19 protein-coding genes and 1 pseudogene are annotated in these 19,972 nt (G+C 73.7%); 13 read left to right on the top strand and 7 right to left on the bottom strand.

Going from position 1 to position 19,972, the window contains the following annotated elements; translation table 11 throughout:
• The first annotated feature begins 4 nt into the window (after positions 1-4).
• Positions 5-958, top strand: coding sequence for a diaminopimelate epimerase (gene dapF, locus POD19_RS11810; protein ID WP_020628157.1), 954 nt, complete (start codon positions 5-7; stop codon positions 956-958).
• A 57-nt stretch (positions 959-1,015) separates the two neighbouring features.
• Here the strand turns inward: dapF and POD19_RS11805 are convergent, their stop codons facing one another.
• Together POD19_RS11805 and POD19_RS11800 are read right to left on the bottom strand one after the other, a co-directional pair.
• On the bottom strand, positions 1,016-1,651 hold the full coding sequence (locus POD19_RS11805; protein ID WP_020628156.1) for a class I SAM-dependent methyltransferase: 636 nt from the start codon (positions 1,649-1,651) through the stop codon (positions 1,016-1,018).
• 25 nt (positions 1,652-1,676) lie between these two features.
• Positions 1,677-2,777, bottom strand: a complete 1,101-nt coding sequence (locus POD19_RS11800; RefSeq protein WP_340309484.1) for an NAD(P)-binding domain-containing protein — start codon at positions 2,775-2,777, stop codon at positions 1,677-1,679.
• A 506-nt stretch (positions 2,778-3,283) separates the two neighbouring features.
• Between POD19_RS11800 and hflX the strand changes: the two genes are divergently transcribed.
• Together hflX and POD19_RS11790 are read left to right on the top strand one after the other, a co-directional pair.
• Complete coding sequence (gene hflX, locus POD19_RS11795; RefSeq protein WP_340309483.1) at positions 3,284-4,924, top strand: GTPase HflX; 1,641 nt, start codon at positions 3,284-3,286, stop codon at positions 4,922-4,924.
• A complete protein-coding gene (locus POD19_RS11790) occupies positions 4,921-7,020 on the top strand; it encodes an ATP-dependent DNA helicase (protein WP_036314002.1) in 2,100 nt (699 codons plus the stop codon). Before hflX ends, POD19_RS11790 begins: the two co-directional genes overlap by 4 nt.
• Before the next feature lie 43 nt (positions 7,021-7,063).
• Here the strand turns inward: POD19_RS11790 and lexA are convergent, their stop codons facing one another.
• Complete coding sequence (gene lexA, locus POD19_RS11785) at positions 7,064-7,780, bottom strand: transcriptional repressor LexA (protein WP_020628152.1); 717 nt, start codon at positions 7,778-7,780, stop codon at positions 7,064-7,066.
• Positions 7,781-8,071: 291 nt separating this feature from the next.
• Here lexA and POD19_RS11780 point away from each other — a divergent pair, with 291 nt between their 5' ends.
• From POD19_RS11780 to POD19_RS11745, 8 genes and pseudogenes are all read left to right on the top strand, one after another.
• A complete protein-coding gene (locus POD19_RS11780; protein WP_020628151.1) occupies positions 8,072-8,446 on the top strand; it encodes a LysM peptidoglycan-binding domain-containing protein in 375 nt (124 codons plus the stop codon).
• A gap of 43 nt (positions 8,447-8,489) precedes the next feature.
• A pseudogene (locus tag POD19_RS11775) lies at positions 8,490-9,610 on the top strand (histidinol-phosphate transaminase).
• A gap of 181 nt (positions 9,611-9,791) precedes the next feature.
• Complete coding sequence (gene hisB / locus POD19_RS11770) at positions 9,792-10,373, top strand: imidazoleglycerol-phosphate dehydratase HisB (RefSeq protein WP_152743305.1); 582 nt, start codon at positions 9,792-9,794, stop codon at positions 10,371-10,373.
• Positions 10,373-11,032 (top strand): imidazole glycerol phosphate synthase subunit HisH, encoded by a 660-nt coding sequence (gene hisH / locus POD19_RS11765; RefSeq protein WP_004167703.1) that lies wholly within the window; start codon positions 10,373-10,375, stop codon positions 11,030-11,032. Before hisB ends, hisH begins: the two co-directional genes overlap by 1 nt.
• On the top strand, positions 11,032-11,190 hold the full coding sequence (locus POD19_RS11760) for a hypothetical protein (protein WP_004167696.1): 159 nt from the start codon (positions 11,032-11,034) through the stop codon (positions 11,188-11,190). Before hisH ends, POD19_RS11760 begins: the two co-directional genes overlap by 1 nt.
• Before the next feature lie 32 nt (positions 11,191-11,222).
• Positions 11,223-12,008 (top strand): bifunctional 1-(5-phosphoribosyl)-5-((5-phosphoribosylamino)methylideneamino)imidazole-4-carboxamide isomerase/phosphoribosylanthranilate isomerase PriA, encoded by a 786-nt coding sequence (gene priA / locus POD19_RS11755; RefSeq protein WP_020628149.1) that lies wholly within the window; start codon positions 11,223-11,225, stop codon positions 12,006-12,008.
• Entirely contained in the window at positions 12,005-13,006 is a 1,002-nt protein-coding gene (locus POD19_RS11750) for an SseB family protein (protein WP_078025993.1), read from the top strand. Before priA ends, POD19_RS11750 begins: the two co-directional genes overlap by 4 nt.
• A 120-nt stretch (positions 13,007-13,126) precedes the next feature.
• Positions 13,127-14,353, top strand: coding sequence for a trypsin-like serine protease (locus POD19_RS11745; RefSeq protein ID WP_223247523.1), 1,227 nt, complete (start codon positions 13,127-13,129; stop codon positions 14,351-14,353).
• Between the two features lie 105 nt (positions 14,354-14,458).
• Here the strand turns inward: POD19_RS11745 and POD19_RS11740 are convergent, their stop codons facing one another.
• Genes POD19_RS11740 through POD19_RS11730 form a run of 3 tightly spaced genes read right to left on the bottom strand, consistent with a single transcriptional unit; the run spans position 14,459 to position 16,851 of the window.
• Positions 14,459-15,004 (bottom strand): MarR family winged helix-turn-helix transcriptional regulator, encoded by a 546-nt coding sequence (locus tag POD19_RS11740; protein ID WP_020628146.1) that lies wholly within the window; start codon positions 15,002-15,004, stop codon positions 14,459-14,461.
• Between the two features lie 6 nt (positions 15,005-15,010).
• Positions 15,011-15,664 carry a CE1759 family FMN reductase gene (locus POD19_RS11735; protein WP_340309482.1) on the bottom strand — a complete coding sequence of 218 codons (654 nt, stop codon included), beginning with the start codon at positions 15,662-15,664 and terminating at the stop codon, positions 15,011-15,013.
• The gene (locus POD19_RS11730; protein WP_036313995.1) at positions 15,661-16,851 is read right to left on the bottom strand and encodes an LLM class flavin-dependent oxidoreductase; all 1,191 of its coding nucleotides are present in this window, start codon (positions 16,849-16,851) and stop codon (positions 15,661-15,663) included. The genes POD19_RS11735 and POD19_RS11730 overlap by 4 nt, the downstream gene beginning before the upstream one ends.
• A 141-nt stretch (positions 16,852-16,992) precedes the next feature.
• Between POD19_RS11730 and POD19_RS11725 the strand changes: the two genes are divergently transcribed.
• Both POD19_RS11725 and POD19_RS11720 read left to right on the top strand, forming a co-directional pair.
• Entirely contained in the window at positions 16,993-17,574 is a 582-nt protein-coding gene (locus POD19_RS11725; RefSeq protein WP_036339093.1) for an LURP-one-related/scramblase family protein, read from the top strand.
• 71 nt (positions 17,575-17,645) lie between these two features.
• Positions 17,646-19,049 carry an MFS transporter gene (locus POD19_RS11720; protein ID WP_036339096.1) on the top strand — a complete coding sequence of 468 codons (1,404 nt, stop codon included), beginning with the start codon at positions 17,646-17,648 and terminating at the stop codon, positions 19,047-19,049.
• Between the two features lie 19 nt (positions 19,050-19,068).
• Here POD19_RS11720 and POD19_RS11715 read toward each other — a convergent pair whose 3' ends face one another.
• Entirely contained in the window at positions 19,069-19,647 is a 579-nt protein-coding gene (locus POD19_RS11715; protein ID WP_070708710.1) for a dienelactone hydrolase family protein, read from the bottom strand.
• Between the last annotated feature and the right edge of the window lie 325 nt (positions 19,648-19,972).

The raw sequence follows: 19,972 nt of genomic DNA, 5'->3' as shown, positions 1-19,972 counted from the left end.
GCCCATGACCGAGCAGCCCGCGGCGCCCGCCGCCCAGGACCCCCTCCACGCGAGCGCGCCGCGCGTGCCGTTCACGAAGGGCCATGGCACGGGCAACGACTTCGTGCTGATCGCCGACCCGGACGGCAACACGCAGCTCGACGCTCAGCGCGTCGCACGGCTGGCTGACCGGCACCGGGGGATCGGCGCCGACGGCGTCATCCGCGCCGTGCGGTCCGCGCGTCTGCCGGAGGGTGCGGCGCTGCTCGCCGAGCACCCCGAGGCCGAGTGGTTCATGGACTACCGCAACGGCGACGGCTCGATCGCCGAGATGTGCGGCAACGGGGTGCGCGTCTTCGTGCACTTCCTGGTCGAGAAGGGCCTCGTGGACCTGGCCCCCGGCCGGGCGATCACCATCGGCACGCGCGCCGGTGTGAAGGCCGTGACCCGGCTCGAGCACGGCTACGCGATCGACATGGGCCCCTGGTCGTACCTCGACCCCGAGCTGGCGGAGGAGGCGGCGTCGGACTCGATGGTCCTCGCCCACGGCCTCACCGATCCGCGTCCGGCGCTGAGCATCTCGATGGGCAACCCCCACACCGTGGTCCCGCTGGCCTCCTTCGCCGACCTGCAGGGGCTGGACCTGGGCCGCGCCCCCGAGGTGGACCCCGCCCCGCCGCACGGGACGAACGTCGAGTTCGTGGCCGCGCACGAGCCGCTCGTGCGCGAGAGCGTCGGCCGCGTGCGGATGCGCGTGCACGAGCGCGGGGTGGGCGAGACCCAGTCCTGCGGGACGGGCGCGTGCGCGGCGGCTGTGGCGATGCGCGCATGGTCGGGCGACCAGGGCTCGGACTCGTGGCTCGTCGAGGTGCCCGGCGGCGTGCTGGCCGTGGATGTCGTGCCGGGCCCGGAGGGGGCCGAGCACGTGGTCCTCTCGGGGCCGGCCGAGCTCGTCTTCGACGGCGAACTCACCGCCTGACCGCTTTCGTTCGGGAAACGGCGGGCCACGAACCGCTGTCGTTCGGGAAACGGCGCCTCAGCGCGCCCGCGCCACCCGCAGGATCCGGAAGCCCTTGACGCTGTCCGCCCGCTCCGCGGTGAACCGGCTGGGCGCGCGCTCCTCGAGCATCCGGCCGATCCACGGCAGCAGCGAGTCCGCGCCGAGGTTCTTCTGCACCACCAGCCAGGCCTCGCCGCCGGGGGCCAGGCGCGGCAGCCACCGCTCCAGCAGGGCGTGCAGCGCCGGCTTGCCGATCCGGATGGGCGGGTTGGACCAGATGAGGTCGAACTCCGCGCCCTCGGGGACGTCCTCCGGCCGCAGTGCCACGAGATTGTCGAGACCCAGCGCCGCGGCGTTGTCGCGGGTCAGCTGCAGGGAGCGGTCGTTGACCTCGACGGCGGTCACCTCCGCCTCGGGCGACCGCAGCGCCAGCGTGAGGGCGATCGGTCCCCAGCCCGCGCCGACGTCGAGGAACCGGCCCCTCGCCGGCGGCGCGGGCACGGCCGAGAACAGGGCCGCGGTGCCCTTGTCCAGACCGTCCGGGGAGAAGATCCCGTTGGCCGTCTGGACCTCGACGTCGCGGCCGGCCAGGCGTGTCCGCACGGTGCGCCGCCGCTCGGGTGCAGAGGGGTCGGCGTCGAAGTAGTGGGATGCGGAGCTCACGGCGACCATGGTAGCCAGCGGGTCGTCGCGGCCCTCAGCCCGACGGCGGCCCGGCCAGGTCCGAGAGGATCGCGCGCACGGCGTCGCGCCCGGCGCGGTTGGCCCCGACCGTGGACTGGGAGGGCCCGTAGCCGAGCAGGAACAGGCGCGGCTCGTCCAGGGCGCGCCCGCCCGCCACGCGGATGCCGCCGGCGGGCGTGCGCAGCCGCAGGGGAGCGAGGTGCCGGATCGCCGGCCGGAAGCCGGTGGCCCAGAGGATCACGTCCGCCGGTTCGAACGAGCCGTCGGGCATCCGCACCCCGTCCGGCTCGACGGCCGTGAACATGGGGTGGCGCACCAGCACGCCTCGTGTCTCGGCCTCGCGCACCCAGGACGAGCGGTGCATCCCGGTCGCCTCGACCACGGAGCCCGGCGGCAGGCCCGCACGGGTCCGTTCGTCCACCCCGCGCACCGACTCGGCCAGGGCGCCGGGCGCGGCCGAGTCCTGCCACTGCGGCTCGCGGCGGGTCACCCACAGGGTGTCCGCGACCGTGGAGGTCTCGGCCAGCAGCTGCGTCGCCGAGACGCCCATGCCCACGATCACCACCCGCTGCCCGGCGAACTCGTCCCTGGACACGTAGTCATGGGTGTGCAGCTGCCGGCCGCGGAACGAGCGCATCCCGGGCACCGAGGGCCACCGCGGGGACGTCCAGGTGCCGGTCACGTTGACCACGAAGTCCGCCCGCCACGTGCCCGGCGCCCCGTCCGTGCGGACGAAGAACCCGCGCGCACGTCCCGGCTCGCCGATCCGCTCGACGCGCCTCACACGCACGGGCCGCCGGATCGGCAGGGCGAACCGTGCCTCGTAATCGGCGAAGTAGGCCGGCAGCAGGGTGTTGGCGTGCGCGGCCGGGTCGGCCGGCGGCACCGGGTCGCCGGGCAGCTCGTGGATGTGGTTGACGGTGGCCATCGTGAGCGAGTCCCAGCGGTGCTGCCACGCGCCGCCCGGGGCGGTCTCCGCGTCGAGCACCACGAACGTGCCGGGGGCGTCGTCGGGGACGCCGGCGGCGCCGTCGTCGTTCGGACCCAGCCCCACGAAACCGCGGCGGCGCAGGTGGTAGGCGGCGGACAGCCCCGCCTGGCCCGCGCCGATCACGACGACGGTCGCCCGGCCCGTCCGGCCGGGCCGCGGCGGGGCGGGGAGGGGGACGCGGTCATGCCCGCAGGATACGTGCGCGTCGTCAGCGGACCGGGCGCCGGGGCCCCTGTCGCCCACACGCGCCGCCCGGTACACTCGACGCCCATGTGGATCTTCCTGCGCTGACGCCCCCGCGTCACTGCCCGCCCCCGCCCCCTCGCGCGCCCGCCTCGGATGAGGCCGTCGAGCGCGCCCCGGCACCTGATGGAGATCCCACCATGGACGATGTGGTCCGTCCCTGCACGCCCGCCGACGAGACCTCGTGGCTGCGGTGCCGCGTGCTCACCTTCCCCATGCCGACGGAGCCGCCGCGAGATCGTCGCAGCGCGGCGCCGACCTCCGCCTAACCGGCCGTGCGCGTCACCCGCCACGTCCGCCCCCTGCGGACAGCCGCCTAACGCGTCCGCCGACCCCTCTACCCTGAGACGATCGGGTCGCCCGACCGCGGCGGCCCAGAGGAGACCATGACTGAGAAGAACCAGCACACCCCCGGCCCTCAGGGCGCCCACGGCTCCGAGGACGAGATCCAGGCCGTGATCGACCGCATCCTGGCCGCCGATGACGCTCGCCGCGCCTCCGAGCGCGAGGCGACCGGGCGCGGCTCCGCGGACAGTGTGGTCGCGGACCACGAGGACGCCCCCGACGCCGGCACCCCGGACCGCTCCGGCGCGCTCGCGGGCCGTGCACTCGCCCTGGACGAGGGCGAGGACGGGCACACGGACGCCGACGGTGACCAGGACGAGCTCGCCGCGCGCCACTCCCTCAAGCGCGTGCAGGGTCTGTCCACCGAGCTCGAGGACATGACCGAGGTCGAGTACCGCCAGCTGCGCCTGGAGCGCGTGGTGCTGGCGGGCGTCTGGACCGAGGGCTCCGCGGAGGATGCGGAGAACTCCCTGCGGGAGCTCGCCGCGCTCGCCGAGACCGCGGGCTCGGAGGTGCTCGACGGCGTCATCCAGCGCCGCGCCACCCCGGACCCGGCCACGTTCCTCGGCAAGGGCAAGGCGCAGGAGCTCGCCGAGATCGTGGCGCTCTCCGGTGCGGACACCGTGGTGGTGGACTCCGAGCTCGCCCCGTCTCAGCGTCGCGCGCTGGAGGACGTGGTGCGGGTGAAGGTGATCGACCGGACCGCGCTGATCCTGGACATCTTCGCCCAGCACGCGAGCTCGCGTGAGGGCCGCGCCCAGGTCGAGCTCGCGCAGCTCGAGTACCTGCTGCCGCGCCTGCGCGGCTGGGGCGAGTCCATGTCCCGGCAGGCCGGCGGCCGTGCCGCCGCCGGCGAGGGCATCGGCTCCCGCGGCCCCGGCGAGACCAAGATCGAGCTGGACCGCCGCCGCATCCGCACCCGCATGGCGAAGCTGCGCCGGGACATCGCCGGGATGAAGCCGGCCCGGGAGGCCAAGCGTGCCAACCGTCGTCGCAACCGGGTGCCGTCCGTGGCGATCGCCGGGTACACCAACGCCGGGAAGTCGTCCCTGCTCAACCGCCTCACCCACGCCGGGGTGCTCGTGGAGAACGCCCTGTTCGCCACGCTGGACCCCACCGTGCGCAAGGCCATGACGCCGGACGGCATCGGTTACACCCTCTCGGACACGGTCGGCTTCGTGCGGAACCTGCCCACGCAGCTGGTCGAGGCGTTCCGCTCCACCCTCGAGGAGGTCGCGGACGCGGACGTCATCCTGCACGTCGTGGACGGCTCGCACCCGGATCCCGAGGGCCAGATCGCCGCGGTGCGCTCCGTGTTCGCGGAGGTGGACGCGCACCGGATCCCCGAGATCATCGTGCTGAACAAGGCGGACGCCGCGGACCCGGCCGTCATCGCCCGGATCCGGTCCAAGGAGCCCCACGCCGTGGTGGTCTCCGCGCGCACCGGCGAGGGCATCGACGAGCTCGAGCGCGCCATCGCGGCCACCATCCCGCGGCCGGACGTGCGGCTCGAACTGCTGATCCCGTTCACCCGGGGTGAGCTGGTCTCCCGCCTCCACTCGGCGGACGCGGAGATCCTGGCCGAGGGTTACGAGGAGGGCGGCACCCGCCTGTCCGTGCTGGTCCGTGAGGACATCGCGCCGGACTTCGCCGAGTTCGTCGTGGAGGCGGACGCGTCGTGAGCGAGGAGGAGCAGGAGGCCGGGGCGGGCGGCGCGCAGCCGCGCACGGAGCACGAGCGCGAGGCGCTGCGCCTGCTGGATGCCGCGGTCCAGGCCACCGGCGGCCAGCACCGCGCGGGACAGCGGGAGATGGTGCTGCAGGTGGCGCGCGCCCTCGAGTCGCGCCGCCACCTGCTCGTGCAGGCCGGCACCGGCACCGGCAAGTCCCTGGCCTACCTGATCCCCGCGATCCAGCACGCGATGACGCAGGAGGACCCCGTCGTCGTCGCCACGGCCACGCTCGCGCTGCAGGCCCAGATCATGAAGCGGGACGCCCCCCGGCTGGTCGAGGCGCTCAAGGACGAGCTGCCTCGCGAGCCCGTCGTCGCCCTGGTCAAGGGCCGCTCCAACTACCTGTGCCGGCACAAGGTGGACGGCGGCTACCCCGGGGACGAGGGCGAGGAGGCCCTCTTCACGGTCGCCGACGACGGCGGGATGATCGGCTCCGCCACGGACGGCGCCGCCGGGCCCTCCTCCCTGTTGGGCAAGGAGGTGATGTACCTGCGGGCGTGGGCGGACCAGACCGAGACCGGTGACCGCGACGACCTCGAGGTCCCCGTCACCGACCGCGCGTGGCGGCAGGTCTCCGTCTCCGCAGTCGACTGCCTCGGCGCGTCCCGCTGCCCCCAGGCCGAGGAGTGCTTCTCCGAGCGGGCCCGCGCGGACGCGGCGGACGCGGACGTCGTGGTCACCAACCACGCGATGCTCGCCATCAGCGCCTTCGAGGGGCTCGCGGTGCTGCCGGCGTACTCGGCCGTCGTCGTGGACGAGGCCCACGAGCTGCAGGACCGGGTGACCGGTGCGGTCACCGGGCAGCTGTCTGGGTCGATCGTGCACGGCGCCGCCACCTCGCTGCGCCGTCACACCACCGTGGCCGTGGAGGACCTGATCGAAGCCGGGGCGGCCCTGGACCGCGCGTTCACGGACACCCCGTCCGGCCTGATCGCCGCCGGCCCGGACGAGGTGCAGGAGCAGGCCCTCACCGGCGTCCTCACGGCCGCGCGCCAGTGCCTGTCCGACCTCGGCCAGGACAAGGACAAGGAGGCCGACGCCGACGGCGGACGGCAGATGGCGCGCTCGCGGATCCTCGAGGTCCTCGAGGTGGTGGAGCGCATGCTCGCCGCCCGGCCCGAGGCCGACTTCCCCGAGGTGCTGTGGGCCACCCGCCCCGGCCACTTCGAGCCCGGCGTGGGCTGGCAGCCGGGGGACGAGACCGACCCGCCCCAGCTCTACGTGGCCCCGCTCTCGGTGGCCGGCAAGCTGCGGGAGGGCCTGTTCGGCAAGGCGACGACGGTGCTCACCTCCGCCACGCTCACCGTGGGCTCGGGGGAGCGCCGGTTCGACTCGGTGGCCGGCGACGTGGGCCTGGCCGGTCCGGACGCCCCGAAGTTCGAGGCCCTCGACGTCGGCAGCCCCTTCGACTACCCGCGTCAGGGGGTGCTCTACGTGGCCCGGCACCTGCCCCGGCCCGGCAGGACGGCCTCGCCGGAGTCCCTGGATGAGCTCGAGGCGCTCCTGAGGGCGTCGCGGGGCGGGGCCCTCGGCCTGTTCTCCTCGCGCCGGGCGGCCGAGGACGCCGCCGCCGAGATGCGCCGTCGGCTCGGGCCGAAGACCACGATCCTGTGCCAGGGGGACGCGACCCTCTCCGCCCTCGTGCGCCAGTTCTCCGAGGAGCCGGACACGTCCCTGTTCGGGACCATGAGCCTGTGGCAGGGCGTGGACGTGCCGGGGAACTCGCTGCGGCTCGTGGTGATCGACCGCATCCCGTTCCCGCGGCCGGACGACCCGCTCTCCCAGGCCCGCACCCGGGACGTCGCCCGGCACGGCGGCAACGGGTTCATGCGGATCTCCGCCACGCATGCGGCCGTGCGCATGGCCCAGGGCGCCGGGCGCCTCGTGCGCTCCGTGACGGACCGCGGCGTGGTGGCCGTGCTGGACCCCCGCCTGGCCACCGAGCGGTACGGCGGCTACATCACGAGCGCCCTGCCGGACTTCTGGCGCACCACGGACCGCGACGTCGTCCGCGGGGTGCTGGCACGGCTCGCCTCGGGCGATTGACCTCGCTCGGCCTCGGGCCGTCGGCCCGGCCGGAGGGAGCGGGTCAGAGCGAACGCAGGACCGTGACGACCCGCCCCATCACGGTGGCGTGATCGCCGAGGATGGGCTCGTAGGCCGTGTTCTGGGGGAGGAGCCAGGTGTGCCCGTCGCGGCGGCGGAAGGTCTTCACGGTGGCCTCGTCGTCGAGGAGGGCCGCGACGATGTCGCCATTCTCCGCCGTGTCCTGCCGGCGCACCACCACCCAGTCGCCGTCGCAGATCGCGGCGTCCACCATCGAGTCGCCCGTGACGCGCAGCATGAACAGCTCGCCCTCGCCCGTGAGGCGTCGCGGGATCGCCATGACGTCCTCGACCTGCTGCTCAGCCAGGACCGGGCCGCCCGCCGCGATGCGGCCGACCCAGGGGACCGGCACGCTGTCCGCCTCGTCTGCGCCGGTGTGCCACGCGGGGATCGCGGAGACCCGCGACGACGGCGCAGCGGTGGGGGAGGCGGCCTCGCCCAGCGGGGTGCCGTCCACGTCGAGCAGCACCTCGAGGGCACGCGGGCGTCCGGGGTCGCGCCGGATGTAGCCGTGCCGCTCGAGACGGCCCAGCTGGTGCGTGACGGAGGAGAGCGAGGCCAGGCCCGCGGCGTCGCCGATCTCGCGCATGGAGGGCGGGTAGCCGTGGTCGGCGATCGCGTCCCGGATGGTCTGCACGATCCGCCGCTGGCGGTCGGTGAGCGGCGCGCGCGCCGCCGGCTGATCGTCGGTGGTGCTCATGGCTGCCGTCCGTTCTCCCGGGGTGATGGTGGCCGGACTCGTGTTCCGGCGTCCGGCTGCCGTCCGGACGCTTACCGTGTCCGCCCCCGCTGGTTGCCTGTGTCTTGGCGGTCCCGGGGCGTTCCGGGGCGTCCGTGCATGGCCTCGAGCCTAGAGGAGAGCCGCCTCTCCTTCAAAGATATGTTCGATCTCGTCGTGGCATGTCTCGAACACCTGTGCTAGAAAGGCATTCGAACGGATTCGAACACATGTTCGATCACCTGGAGGGCATCCGCCCCGGAGGAGGACACCATGACGCTCACCACCGCCCAGTTCGCCGGCTCGCCCGCGACGGCGCGGCCGCGTCCGGCCACCATCCGTCTGACCCGCCGCGGCCGCCTCGTGCTGCGGGGGATCCCCGTGATCGCCGCGGCCGTGGCCGCCACGCTGGCGGCCGCCTTCTTCCTGGGTGTGCTGCTGTCGCCCGCCGCGGTGTCCGCGGACACCGCGGGGCCCGCCACCCAGTCCGTCACGGTCATGCCCGGGGACAGCCTGTGGACCATCGCCACCACGGTGGCTCCGGAGGCGGACGTCTACGAGGTGATCGCCACGATCGACGAGCTCAACGGGCTCGAGGGCCGGGCCCCCGCGCCGGGCGAGGAGCTGTTCGTCCCGGCCACGCGGTGACGCACGGCGGGCCTCGCCCTCCACGCTTCCTAGACTGGCGGCCATGACCGACCTCAGCTCTCTGCCCCTGCGTGAGAACCTCCGCGGCCTGAGCCCCTACGGCGCCCCCCAGCTGGACGTGCCGTACATGCTCAACACCAACGAGAACACGCATCCGGTGCCGGAGGAGGTCGCCACCGCCATCGCCGAGCGGGTCGCGGCCGTCGCCGGGGGCTGAACCGCTACCCGGACCGCGAGTTCACGGGGCTGCGACGTGCGCTCGCCGGCTACCTCGGCCACGGCCTCACGGCGGACCACGTGTGGGCCGGAAACGGCTCCAACGAGATCCTGCAGCAGATCCTCCAGGCCTTCGGCGGCCCCGGGCGGACACTGCTGAGCTTCCTGCCCTCGTACTCCATGTACCCGCTGCTGGCCGGCGGCACGGACACCGTGTTCGTGGACGGCGGCCGTGCCGAAGACCACACCCTCAGCGCCGAGCACGCGGCGGCCATGGTGCGGGAGCACCGTCCGCACGTCGTCTTCCTGGCCTCGCCCAACAACCCGACGGGCACCGCCCTGGACCTGGCGACCATCGAGGCCGTGTACGCCGCGCAGGCGCAGAACGAGGCCGCCGGCGGGCCCGGCGCCATGGTCGTCGTGGACGAGGCCTACGCGGAGTTCGCCCTCGCCGGCACCCGCTCCGCCCTCACCCTCCTGCCCGGCCGTGAGCGGCTGATCGTCACGCGCACCATGTCCAAGGCGTTCGCCCTGGCCGGCGCGCGCCTGGGCTACCTGGCCGCGGACCCCGCCGTCGCCGACGCCCTGCGCCTGGTGCGCCTGCCGTACCACCTCTCCGCGGTCACGCAGGCCACGGCGGAGGCCGCCCTCGATCACGTGGACGCGCTGCTGCGCACCGTGGAGGACATCAAGGCCCAGCGCGACCGCATCGTCTCCACCCTGCGCGGCCTGGGACTGAGGCCCTCGGTGTCCGACTCGAACTTCGTCTTCTTCGGTCACCTCGAGGACGCGTCCGACGTGTGGCGCCGCCTGCTCGACCGCGGCGTCCTCGTGCGGGACGTCGGCATCCCGCACCACCTGCGCGTCACCGCCGGCACCGAGGCGGAGACGACGGCGTTCCTCACCGCTCTCGCGGAGGTCCTCGGCGAGACCGGGGACCGGTCCTGAGGCGTCACCGGAGTCTCGGCGTCCGCCCGGCTCCCTAGGATAGGGACAGCGCGCGCGGCGCCCCGGCCCGCCGGCACCGGCCGCGCGCACCCGCATCCCCCCGCACCCGTCCCGGACCGGTGCGGACCCAGCCCGAGGAGGACCCGTGGCAGCCGAGTTGATCTCCGGACGCCGTGCGCGCATGACGCGCACCACGAGCGAGTCGGACGTGTACGTCGAGATGGATCTGGACGGCACCGGCCGCGCTGAGATCTCCACCACCGTGCCGTTCTACGACCACATGCTCACCGCGCTGTCCCGGCACTCCCAGATCGACCTGACGGTCCGTGCCACCGGGGACACGCACATCGACGTGCACCACACGGTCGAGGACGTCGCCATCACCCTGGGCGAGGTGCTCAAGACCGCGCTCGGGGACAAGTCCGGCATCCGCCGCTTCGGCGAGGCGTCCGTGCCGCTGGACGAGGCGCTGGCGCGCGCCGTCGTCGACGTCTCCGGCCGGCCGTACCTCGTGCACGAGGGCGAGCCCGAGGGCCAGCAGTACCACCTCATCGGCGGGCACTTCACCGGTTCCATGACCCGCCATGTGTTCGAGTCGATCACGTACCACGCGGCGATCTGCCTCCACATGGACGTCGTGCGAGGCCGGGATCCGCACCACATCGTCGAGGCGCAGTTCAAGGCCTTCGCCCGCGCCCTGCGCGCCGCCGTCGAGGACGACCCCCGCATGACCGGCGTGCCCTCCACCAAGGGCGCCCTCTGATGGCCCGCCCCACCACCGTCCCCGGCGTGCGGCCGCGCGTCGCCGTCCTGGACTACGGCTCGGGCAACGTGCACTCGGCGCTGCGTGCCGTGGAGCGGGCCGGCGCGGAGGTCGAGCTCACGCGCGATCCGCAGGCCGTGCAGGAGGCCGACGGGCTGCTCGTGCCCGGCGTCGGGGCGTACGCGTCCGTGATGCGGGCACTGACCGAGGTCGGCGGCACCCGCTGGATCGGCCGCCGCGTGGCCGGGGGCCGACCCGTCCTCGGCATCTGCGTGGGCCACCAGATCCTCTTCGACGCCGGCGTCGAGCACGGCGAGCGCACCGCAGGCATGGGGGAGTGGCCGGGTGTCGTCGCCGAGCTGCCCGCCGAGGTCCTGCCCCACATGGGCTGGAACACCGTCCGGCCGCCCGAGGGCAGCGCCCTCTTCGCGGGCATCGAGGACGAGCGGTTCTACTTCGTCCACTCCTACGGCGTGCTCGAATGGGAGTTCGACCAGACGATCTCCGCCATGCGTCCGCCCCAGGTCACCTGGGCGCACCACGGCGCGGACTTCATCGCCGCCGTGGAGAACGGCCCCCTGTCGGCCACGCAGTTCCACCCCGAGAAGTCCGGGGACGCCGGGCTGCAGCTGCTGCGCAACTGGCTGGAGACCCTCTGATGCCCTACTGGTCCGTCCTCTACCTCGCCCTCGGCGGGCTGCTGCTCGGCGCCGCCTGGTCCATGCGCACGCAGAAGGCGCCGCTGTGGGCCATCGTGATCGTCCTCGTGCTGGCCGGCATGGCCATCGCCGCCTCCTTCCTGACCGTCGGCGCCTGACCGCGCCGGCCGCCCCACCCGAGAGGAACCCCATGACCCCGAACGCCCCCGCCCTCGAGCTGCTGCCCGCCGTCGACGTCCAGGACGGCCAGGCCGTCCGCCTCGTCCAGGGCGAGGCCGGCAGCGCCACCTCGTACGGCGACCCGGTCACCGCCGCCCTGGACTGGCAGCGCGCCGGCGCGGAGTGGATCCACCTCGTGGACCTGGACGCGGCCTTCGGTCGCGGTGACAACCGCGAGGTCATGCGCCGTGTGGTGGAGGAGATCGGCGTGAAGATCGAGCTGTCCGGCGGCATCCGCGACGACGCCTCGCTCGAGAACGCCCTCGAGATGGGTGCGGCGCGCGTGAACCTGGGCACCGCCGCCCTCGAGGACCCGGACTGGACCGCGCGCGTCATCGAGCGCTTCGGCGACCGGGTGGCCGTGGGCCTCGACGTGCGCGGCACCACGCTCGCCGCCCGCGGCTGGACCAAGGAGGGCGGCGACCTCTGGGAGGTGCTCGCCCGCCTCGAGGATGCCGGCTGCGCCCGCTACGTGGTCACCGACGTCACGAAGGACGGCACGCTCAAGGGGCCGAACACGGAGCTGCTCGCCCAGGTCTGCGCGAAGACCGCGAAGCCGGTCGTCGCCTCGGGCGGCATCTCCTCCCTCGAGGACGTTGCCGCGCTCGCGGCCATGACCGGCCAGGGCGTCGAGGGCGCGATCATGGGCAAGGCGCTGTACGCCGGCCGCTTCAGCCTGGAGCAGGCGCTGGCCGTCGCCGGCGGCGCCACGGTGGAGCAGGCGCGCTCCGAGCAGCCCGGCCCGGTCGCCCCGTGACGGGCTCGCACGACGACGGCGGCCTGGCCCGCGACGACGGGCTCGGTCCGATCGACGAGACGGTCGCGGTGCCGCATCCGGCGGCCCGGGAGCTGCCGGGGCACATCCGGGCCGCACTCGACCGCATGCGGGAGAAGACCGCGGGCGAGAACACCGCGGACACCGCGGGCGTCCCGTGGCAGGGCCGTGACCTCTCCGGCCCCGGCGTGGACGGCTCCGCGAACCCGTTGCACGTGTTCGACGAGGACGACGGCACCAGCCCGGCCGAGTGGACCGCCGTCATGTCGGCCCTGACGGACGGCTCCGCCGGTGAGCGGGAGGTGACGGAGGTGCTCGCGCGCATCCGCGTGTTCGCCGCCGTCGTGCCCACCCTCGCCGGGGACGAGGACGACGTCCACGACCACGCCGACCACACCGGTCACGAGCACGACGTCGCGGCGCACGGGGACAAGGCCGCGGACGTGGCCCTCGTGACCATGCGCGCGCCGGACGGCCGGCAGGCGCTGCCGGTGTTCACGAACGTGCCCGCGCTGACGGCGTGGAACCCGGTCGCCCGACCCGTGGCCGTGTGGCTGCCGCGTGCCTGCCTGTCCGCCGTGGACGAGGGCTGTGAGCTCGTCGTCATCGACGCCGGCGCCGAGCACACGTACGTGGTGCGACGCCCGGCCGTGTGGTCGCTCGCCCAGCAGAGGGAGTGGACCCCCGCCTATCGGGACCAGGAGATCGCGGACGAGATCGCCGAGGTCGCCGACCTGGTCCCGAACCTGCTCAACCTGGGCCTCGCACCCGGGTCGGGGGTGGCCACGCACACGGGCTCCGGCGCGGTGATGAACGGAGGCGGGGCCGGGCCCGAGCTGCAGATCGTCGCGATGCCCACCCGGGACGCCGACGCGGCCGGGGTGCGCCTGATGACGGCCACGCTCAAGACCCTCCTGGCAGACCTGCCGCTGCTGGCCGAGCGGGCCGACTCCGTGGAGATCACGGTCCGCCGACCCTGATCGGTCGCCCGGCCTGTCCGGTACCGTTGAGGGGGAGGAGGGCCCGTGGTGGCCCCACCCCATCCTGGAGGCCGTGCGCCGCGCGCCGGCCCCATGCCTCCCATCCTCCGAGGAGTACCCATGAGAACCAGAACCTTGACCGGCGTCGCCACCGCGGCGCTGGGCGCGGTGGTGGTGGCCGGTGCCGGCCCCGCCCTCGCGCAGACCACGCTCACCCAGGGCTCGGCGATCACCGCGCCGGCCGGGGCGTGCAGTCTGACCATCGTCGACGACGCCACCGCCTACACCGCGGCCCACTGTGGTGCGGGCCAATGGCAGATCGGCTCGACCGTCCGCGACGTCGACGGCACCGCGATCGGCACCGTCTCGGCACTGCCCGGCGATTCGGGCGTGGACGCGGTCCGCGTGGCCCTGGCCGACGACGTCGACGTCGTGGGCGACTGGTCCACGCGGCCGGCCTCGTCCATCGGTGTGGGCGAGACCGTCTACACCCACGGCTCGTCCGTGCCGCTGGGCGCGCCGAACACCGTGTCCCACACGCAGACCTTCGAGGCCGCCACGGTCTGCGACGACGCGTACGCGGATCAGGTTGCCCTCGACACCGCCTCGACCTACGCCGGCGACTCGGGCGGGGCCGTCTATGACGCCCAGCAGCGGGTGGTCGGGGTCATCTCGGGCATCGCCCCGGTGACCTTCGACGCCGAGGGCAACGTGGTGGGCTGCGACGCCCAGGCGATGTCCTCGATCATGGTCCCGGTCGAGTCCCTCGACGCGCTGGACGCCTCCGCGGCGCCCGCCGCCGAGACCGCCGCGGCCGCGGAGACCGCTCCGGCCGCCGAGACCGCCCCGGCGATCGCCGACGTCGCGGGCCCCGTGGCCGACGAGGACCTGCCCACCGGCGGCGAGCCCGCCGTGGACGAGTCCGAGCTGACCGAGTTCACGCCGGCTGAGGAGGAGGCCATCGCGGCCGAGCTCAAGGCCCGCGCCGAGGCCGCCGCGGAGGAGGAGGCCGCCGAGGCGGCCCCCGCTGCTGAGGCCCCGGTCGCCGAGGCCGCTGCGCCGGGCGTGACCGACGTCGTGGCCGCGCCCGCCGAGGGTGTCGCCTACGGCACCCAGGTGGTCGCGCAGACGGATCAGGGCGGCTTCGCCTCCGTCACCGTCACGGCCTACGACGCCGACGGCACGGTCCTCGGCCAGGACGGCCTGGACCTCACCGGCGAGTACCGCGCCTGGCTGCCCGTGCCGGCCGAGGTGCCCGCGGGCGGCTCCGTGGTGGTGACCGTGGTCGACGCGGCCGGTGCCGCCACGGACGCCACCGTGACCCTGGGCGGTCAGCTGGTCGGCTGATCGATTCCGCCCCGAACGACACGACGGGGCCCGGTGATCCCGCACGGATCACCGGGCCTCGTCATGTCCCGGGGCCGGGGCGACCCCGGCCAGGTGGGGACGTGGTCAGCACAGCCCCTCGAGCCGCCGCCCCAGGCGGGAGAAGATCCGGGTGAGGGACTCCGCCTCGCCCGGCGCCAGGTCGCCGAGGAAGAGCTCGTCCACCTGCCGGGCGTGCTCGATCGCGGCGCGCCGGAAGGCGGACCGGCCCTCGTCGGTGAGGACGGCCTCGAAGCCCCGCCGGTCACAGGCCACCGGGCGGCGGTCGATCAGGCCGCGGGCCACGAGCGTCTTCACCTGGTAGGTGATGCGCGACGGGGAGAAGACCATCCGGGACGCCAGCTCTCCCAGCCGGAGCCGGCCCTCGGGGGACTCGTAGAGGAGCAGCAGCAGGTTGTAGTCGGCCAGCGACATGCCGCAGTCCTGCTTCAGGCGGCGCTCCACCACCTCCGTGAGCATCTGGGTGGCCTCGAAGTAGGCGCGCCAGGCGCGCTTGGGCGGGTCCACCGGGCGGTGCGCCTCCGATGCGGAGCCGAACCAGCCGCCGTCGGGCTCCGCCGGCGCCGCGTCCTGCGCGGCGGGCTCAGGGGCCGGGGTTGAGGAGCTGCTCAAAGGGGGTCACCTCCAGGTCGATGTCCGCGGGCGCGGCGGCGCGTGCCCGCGGGGGCGGCTCAGGGTGATCTCGGCCAGGTCGCGTCCGGCGGCCCGGATGCGGGACTGCAGCGGGTCGGTCCGCATCGAGGCCTGCACGCCGGCCGCCTCGCCCCAGTCGTCCGAGGCCGCGAAGACCGCGGTCGGCACGATGCGGGCCTTGAGGTAGGCGAACAGCGGCCGCATGGCGGTGTCGATCATGAGCGAGTGGCGGGCGGTGCCGCCGGTGGCGCCGAGGAGCACGGGCACCCCGACGACGGACGTGGGCTCCGCGAGGTCCCAGAAGGACTTGAACAGGCCCGAGTAGGAGGCCTTGTACGTGGGCGAGACCGCGATGACGGCGTCGGCCTGGGCGACCTCGTCCAGGGCGGCGCGCAGGGCCGGGGAGATGGCGAAGGTCACCAGGGCCTGCGCGATGTCCACGGCGAGCTCCCGCAGCGTGATCAGGTGGATCTGCGGGACCACGCCGTGCTCGGAGAGCGCCGCCGAGGCGGACTCCGCCATGCGTTCGGCGAGCATGCGGGTCTGGGACGGGTCCCCGGACCCGCCGGAGACCACGGCGAGGTGCCGGGCCTGCGGCGTGAACGGGGCGGAGGCATCGGGGGCGCCGGGGGTGGTCACTGCGCGGCACCGCCCTTCGCGGCATCGGCGGTGGCGCGCTGCTCGGCGGCCGCCGCGCGGTCGAGCTGGGCCTGCGATCCCTCCTTGCCGCCGGGCACGGGAGCCTCGCCGCGGCGGGCGCGTGCCACGAGGAACTCGTGGGTCGGGGCCGCCGGGACGTCGTCCGGCTTCAGAGCGTCGAACTCCTTGCGCAGCACGGGCAGGACCTCCTCGCCGAAGAGGTCGATCTGCCGCAGGACGGTGTCCGTGGGCAGGCCGGCGTGGTCGATGAGGAACATCTGACGCTGGTAGTCGCCCACCCAGTCGCGGAACGTGAGCGTGCGCTCGATGACCTGCTGCGGCGAGCCGACCGTCAGGGGCGTCATCCTCGAGAAGTCCTCGAGGGACGGGCCGTGGCCGTAGACCGGCGCGTTGTCGAAGTAGGGGCGGAACTCCGCCACGGCGTCCTGCGAGTTCTTCGCCATGTAGGCCTGGCCGCCCAGGGCCACGTACGCCTGATGGGCCTTGCCGTGGCCGTAGTACTCGTAGCGCTGGCGGTACAGGCGCACCATCTGGATGACGTGCTCCTTGTTCCAGAAGATGTTGTTGTGGAAGTAGCCGTCGCCGTAGTAGGCGGCCTGCTCGGCGATCTCGGGGGAGCGGATGGAGCCGTGCCACACGAAGGGGGCGACGCCGTCCAGGGGCTGCGGGGTGAGGGTGAAGTCCTGCAGCGGGGTGCGGTGGTTGCCGCTCCAGTCCACGGTCTCCTCATGCCACAGGCGGTAGAGGAGGTTGTAGTTCTCCACGGCGAGTTGGATGCCCTGGCGGATGTCCTTGCCGAACCACGGGTACACGGGGCCGGTGTTGCCGCGGCCCATCGTCAGGTCCACGCGACCGTCGGCGAGGTGCTGCAGGTACGCGTAGTCCTCGGCCAGACGCACCGGGTCCATGGTGGTGATCAGGGTCGTCGCCGTGGAGAGCTGGAGGGTCTCGGTCTGCGCGGCCAGGTAGGCCAGCAGCGTGGGCGGGTTGCCCGGGGCCACGAAGGGCGGGTTGTGGTGCTGGCCGGTCGCGAACACCTCGAAGCCCGCCTGCTCGGCGTGGCGGGCGATCTTGACGGTGTCCTTGATCCGCTGATGCTCGGTGGGGGCGGTCCCGTTCGTCGGATCGGCGGTGATGTCGCCGATCGTGAAGACGCCGAACTGCATGGTGTGCTCCTCAGTGTGCCCGGGGGCGGGTCTCACGGTGCCGGCCGCGCCGTCGCCGTGTTCTTCAAAAATGAACTATACCGCACAACGAGCCGCCCCGTCCTGAATATTCCGCAGGGCCCGACACGGCAGACTGGTCCCATGAGCCCCGCCTTCGACGCCGGTCGCCTCGCCCACACGGACGTCCTCATCCTGCAGCAGGTGACGAGCTTCCTGTCCAACGACATCCAGGTGACGGACCCGGACGGGCGCACCGTCGTCTCGGTGGTCACTACGGGCGGGGGCCTGGGCCGAATGCTGATGGGGAACCGCAGCTTCGACGTGGTCGACGGTGACGACGGCCGCGTGCTCTTCCGCCTCGCCGACCCGGCCACGTTCGGCCGCGACCGCTTCGCGATCCTGGACGCCGACGGGCTGCCCTTCGCCAACCTCGTCCGCCAGATCGCGTTCCTGCGGACGTCCGTGAACGTCGAGGTCGTGGACGGCACGTGCTTCGCGGTGACCGGCGACCTGTGGGACCACGACTACGCCATGACCGTGGGCCAGCAGCCGATCGCCCGCGTGACCGCGCGGTTCGGAGGCGTCATGAACGCCCTGGCCGGGCGCTCGCGGTACGAGATGCGCCTGGACCCCGGCATGCCGCCCGTGGTGCGCTGCGCCGTGCTCGGCACGGCCATCGCCCTCGACCTGATCCGGGCCAAGGACCGGCGCAGCAACGGCTGAGTCCGCCGAGCGCGCGGCCGTCTCGACGGCGCCTCCGGGGCGTGCCTTGACCCCTCCCGTAGGATTCGACGGTGGACTTCGGAGCGTACGGACGGCTGTTGCAGGACCCTCGGATCCGCCATCTGCTGGCGGTGGGGTTCATCGCCCGCTTCCCGCACACCGCGGCCGGGGTGATCCTCACCCTGCACGTGGCGCTCACGCTGGGCCTGGGCTACGGCCAGGCCGGCCTGGCTGGGGCGGCGATGACGCTGGGCATCGCGGTGGGCTCGCCGTGGCGGGGCCGCGTGGTGGACGCGAAGGGGCTGCGCCGTGCACTGCTGCCCTCCGTGATCGCGGAGGCCGTGATCTGGCCGATCGTCCCGTGGCTGCCGTTCTGGCCGATGCTCCTGGCCGTGTTCCTGGGCGGCGTGTTCTCACTGCCGATCTTCTCCGTCGTCCGGCAGGGACTCGGCGTGCTCACCCACGGCAAGGACCGGCAGACGGCGTTTGCCCTGGACTCCATCGTCACGGAGACGATCTTCATGATGGGCCCGGCGCTGGGCGCCGTCGTCGCGGCCACGTGGTCGAGTGCCCTCGGCCTGACCATCGTCGGCCTCTCCAGCGCGCTGGGCGGCATCCTGCTGATGTGGTTCAACCCGCCGACACGGTCGAGTCAGCTGGCCGTCGTCGGACCGGCGACCGAGGATCCCTACACCGAGGAGCAGGACCGTCAGGAGGCGATCGCCCAGGCGGTGACCGCCGCGCCCATGCACGTGGAGATGGCCGCCCCCAGCCTGGCGACCGGTGCGCTGCCGGCCATCACGGAGGCCATCCCCCTGGTCACCGGGTCGCTGCCCGTCATCGCCGCGGACGGCTCCGGGCCGACGACGGCGCCGCGCCGGGCCCGGGCCGAGCGGCTGCGGCAGTGGCGGCGGACCCACTTCTCCTGGGTCGGGCCGGAGGTGCTCGGTGTGCTCGTGGTGTCGATGGCGGCCGGGATCGTCATGGTCGGCACCGAGGTCTCGATGGTGGCCGAGCTGGAGTCGCAGGGCGCCGCGGCGTCGGTGGGTCTGGTGTACGCGTTCTGGTGCGGCGCCTCCGCCGTGGGCGGGCTCTTCTATGGGGCCTGGGGCCGCCAGGTGCACCCGTACCTGCTGATGGCGCTGTTCGCCGTGGCGACGGTGCCGCTCGCGCTCGTGGACGGGGTGTGGGCGCTCGCGCTGGCCTCGATCCCCTCGGGTCTGCTGACGGCGCCGACCCTGGCCTCGGCCTCGTCCCGGCTCTCGCACCTCGTGGTGGAGGAGCGGCGCGGCGAGGCGATGGGCTTCTACGGCTCGGCCATGACCGCCGGCGCCGCCATGGGCGCCCCGCTGGCCGGCGTGTTCATCGACGGCGTCGCCCCGTCCGCGGGCTACGTGTTCGCGGCGGCCGCGGGCTTCGTGCTCGTGCTGCTGGCCGCCCTGGCGACGGTGATGCGCGGGCGGCGTCCCGCCTGAGCCGGACCCGCTCCGCGCGTCAGGCCAGGAGCTCGTGGATGCGGCGGACCAGCACGGCGGTGAGGTCCGCGTCGAAGTCCGCGGTGGAGGAGTTCATGAACAGGTGCCGGTCCGTGTCGTACTCGAAGAGGTCGGCGGGGCGGTCCGGGTGCTCGGCGGTGGCCGCGTAGGAGCGGGCGGTCGCGAGGTCGCCCTCGAGGGCCCAGGGGTCGCGGGTGCCGAGGTGGATCTGCAGGGCGGTGTGGGGCTGCCAGAGCGGGGCGTAGGCGTCGAGGGCCAGGACGCCGGCCATGGCGATGCACGCGCGGAAGCCGGGGACCACCTGGGCGGCACGCCAGGCGGGCATCACGCCCATGCTGATGCCCGCGACGACGGAGGCCTCCTGGTGCTCGGCACACGCCCGCATGCCGCGTCGGCCGATCTCCTCGAAGCCGAGGTGCTGGGCGTGGGCGACACCCTCGTCCACGGTGGCGAACGTGCGGCCGTCGTAGAGGTCAGGGGTGTGGACGGTGTGACCGCCGCTGGCGATCTGTTCGGCGAGCGCGCGCACGCCGTCTGTGAGACCGAGGGCGTGGTGGAAGAGGACGATCTGCGCCATGGGTCAGAGCGTAGACCGCGGTGAGCGGCTGCCCCAGAGTGCGGGTGGGTGATCGGGGCGAAGAAGTGAGGTGGCTCGCGTCTGTCGCCACGGGTGAGTTGCCGCTCATTGCGTGGAGGGCAAGCGCAGTGTTTCTCCGACCGGTGCCCTGGGTTCTCGTTGCAGCGCTCCTCCCCGGGCGTGCTCTGCTGGGTGGGGGCGAGACTCGGGGACGCATGCTGTCGGTGCGGATGCGGAAAGGAGGCTCCTGCCCACCGGAGACTGCGCGAGCGAGCGGCGAGGAATCTTCTGCATGAGTGCCGAGGCACTCGTGCGAACGGTCACG

Origin of the sequence: Micrococcus sp. GPGPB33 (assembly GCF_037853785.1) — a bacterium.
Lineage (GTDB): Bacteria > Actinomycetota > Actinomycetes > Actinomycetales > Micrococcaceae > Micrococcus > Micrococcus luteus.
The sequence above is the reverse complement of the archived record's forward strand: the minus strand, read 5'-3'. Positions and strand labels throughout refer to the sequence as shown.